At 58.7% G+C, this 2,866-nt stretch carries 2 protein-coding genes and 1 pseudogene; 2 read left to right on the plus strand and 1 reads right to left on the minus strand.

What is annotated here, in order from left to right; genetic code table 11:
• Positions 1-262: 262 nt before the first annotated feature.
• A pseudogene (locus FS320_RS41140) lies at positions 263-631 on the plus strand (transposase); the annotation flags it as partial.
• A gap of 392 nt (positions 632-1,023) precedes the next feature.
• Complete coding sequence (locus FS320_RS50520) at positions 1,024-1,878, plus strand: transglycosylase SLT domain-containing protein (protein ID WP_152718340.1); 855 nt, start codon at positions 1,024-1,026, stop codon at positions 1,876-1,878.
• Between the two features lie 255 nt (positions 1,879-2,133).
• Here FS320_RS50520 and FS320_RS41150 read toward each other — a convergent pair whose 3' ends face one another.
• A complete protein-coding gene (locus tag FS320_RS41150) occupies positions 2,134-2,706 on the minus strand; it encodes an RES family NAD+ phosphorylase (RefSeq protein ID WP_338105675.1) in 573 nt (190 codons plus the stop codon).
• Between the last annotated feature and the right edge of the window lie 160 nt (positions 2,707-2,866).

Consider the following 2,866-nt stretch of genomic DNA (forward strand, 5'->3'; position numbering starts at 1 on the left):
CTTCGAAGCGGTGCGGGATCTGCAAGTGGATTGATCCCCATTGGACGGGGCCTCGGTACCAGATGCGAAGTCCGCAGCACGAGCTTGGCGGTGTCAAACCGTCAAAATCACTGTGCTAAGGATCTAGCTAGTTTCCGTCCACAAACGGCAAACGTTTGATTTCATTGCGTGAATCAAAGCTTTGTACAAGCAAGGCCCGGCGGTTTCAGGTATCTTGGATCATGTCACTGAGTCCAAAGCCCTGCCACCGCCGGAGCCGACAATGCGCCAGGAACGCACCGTCCAAGCCAGCATATTCGATCTATTCGCCACGCACGAGATCGGCTGCGAGTTGAAGGCGATGTCGCAATGGCTGGACGAGCATTGCGATCTGTTTGCCGTGGTGGCACGAGACCTGTGTCGGGGCGCCATCAGGGCGACCGGACGGCAAGGCCTGCCCGCTGAAGCGGTGCTGCGCTGTGCGATCCTCAAGCAGTACCGGCAACTGAGCTACCAGGAGCTAGCCTTTCGCCTTGAGGACTCCGCTTCGTCTCGCGCCTTTGCCCGCCTGCCGTGGTCATGGAGCCCGCAGAAGTCGGTGCTGCAGAAGACGATCCGTGCGATCCGGCCCCCGTGCCAGGCTTTCCTCAATGAGTTCAATGAAGCTGTCGGTGAGGGTAAACTCGTGCGATGGCAGCGGTTCTTGAACTTGCGCGATCAGCTGCTCGAAAGCGTCCAGCTCCCCAGTGAGAGTTATAGGTATATCTTCAGTTCTCCTCAGCATATGTCCCAGCCACTTCTCAGATGTGTCCTGCTCCTCACCAGCCTTGGAACGGCTTTATTGCTAAGATTGGAGCAGACATCCTGTGTTGTTACTGCTGAAACATGAAAGCTGTCTGAACCTCTGCTGATCAGCCGCATCCGCTGCGTTTCGAAACCAGTCGGCATAAACCGTCCGTCAACACATTTGCGAAAAGCTAAGTAGAGCCCCACCCTCAAGGGATGCTGGCCATGTTCAGTGTGCGTCTTGTTGCCTACGCGACGATGTTACTCGCGCTTGTTCCAAGTTCAGGATCGGCTGCGCCTGACTTTGATGTTCTCGAAATCGATGTGGATTGGCAGCTTGCGTCCCTCCCTCCGCCTCCTGATCTTGAGCCGATCACAACATCCGCCGTTCTGGACATTGCTTCTCCTTCCCGTGCCCTCAAAGAGCGCTCAACGTACTTGACTGCCATCGCTGAGGAGGCCACAGCCAACGGGGTGCCGCCGGCTCTTGTCGATGCGGTGGTGCGGATCGAGAGCCGGTACGATCCAACTGCCGTTGGCAGCATTGGGGAGATCGGGCTCATGCAGGTGCGACCCAAGACTGCCGCATTGCTGGGGTTTCAGGGAACCGCCGCGGAGTTGGCTGAGCCGAGGACCAATCTCCGCTATGGCGTGGGGTATTTGGCCAAAGCCTGGCGGCTCGCTGATGGTGATCTGTGTCGCACACTGATGAAGTACCGCGCCGGACACGGCTCAGACACGATGAGCGCGCTGAGCATCGAGTATTGCAGAAGGGCTCGCCAGCACCTTGCCGCTGTTGGAACCGAGATTGGAAGTCCGGTTTGGGAGCTCGCACAGGCGGTGATCCGCCCGCGCAGCAAACAGGTTGAGCACACGCGCTTGGCGAAGCGTCTCGTCACAGCAGCCACGGCCCCTCGTTTCAATCCCACAAAGGGACTCCGCCTCAGTAGGCGACACGAGGCTGCAAGGGCCAACAGAGCTTGGACCAACAAAAATCGAGTTGGCGAACTTGTGCGTCAGAAAACGCGTCTCGCTCGGATTGTGCACCGGACATCATCTCGAATGATCCATCTACGACTGGCAGCGCCGAAGAGCTGGGTTGCTTCGCGCTAGCGCAACGCTCCATATTGGCGGTAAGCCTTACATTGAATCTCTGCCACTGACGAAGCAGCATCTCCGCGACCGACATTCTTACTTGAGGTGAGAGGATCGCGAACGGCGCCGATGGTATCCTCCCACGATGGCCATTTGCCATAAAGGTTTGGCTGCTGTTTCCGCCCTCTTGTTCTACAGGTTTAGTCCTGCAACTAACTCCCGGCGCGCAGAGCCGGCCAACAGGCGAAAAGCCACACGGGCTGTAGATCTCCGCTAAACCAACGCGATGCGGAAATCGTCGAGGAGTGTGGCTAACCCCGTAGTGCCGTGTAGCGGGTTGATCGTCGCAGCTCGCAATTTGCCAATCCCGCGACCATAGATTGCCAAGTTCGTCTCGCCATTGAGACGCGAGGGATAGACGATCCCGTCCGGTGCCTTCGGATGGTTGTAGATCGCGGCCGACCAGGCCCGGGAGAGGGTCTGCGACGAGGCGCGGGCCACATCACTTGGGATTCCCATCCGAACCGGTCCATCGCCGCGGAGGTCGATCAGGGTGAGCGGGGCTGTGACTTCGATCTCGGCATAGTGCCGGACCCGCAGTTCGGCTTCGGCAATCGGATAGTCGCCCACCGCACCGTTGCGCTCGTCGCGCAGGATGGCCTCGAGAAAACACACCTTCAAGGTCGAGCCAACATAGAGCACGCCGAAGCGGTTCTTCTCGATCCGACGGCGTGGGTCGCTGAAGCGGCTTTTCGTCTTTCCGAATCCGAGCGGATCGGGGTAGCGGGAAAGATAGATGCGGCCGAAGCGTTCGCCTGGGCCAATCGTCACAAGGTCGAGAGTCACGTCGGCGAACGCCGCCGTGGGATACAGCCTCTTAGCTCGAGTTTAGCCCATCACACGGCATGGCAGAGTGCGTATACCAAGCATCGCTGAAGCGCCTGTGAGGGTTTTGGCGTTTTGTGCCGGCGCCGGGATGTGAGTAAACCCGTTTCGCGCCAGATAG

It is taken from the genome of Microvirga tunisiensis, assembly GCF_009296175.1.
Classification (GTDB): Bacteria; Pseudomonadota; Alphaproteobacteria; order Rhizobiales; family Beijerinckiaceae; genus Microvirga; species Microvirga tunisiensis.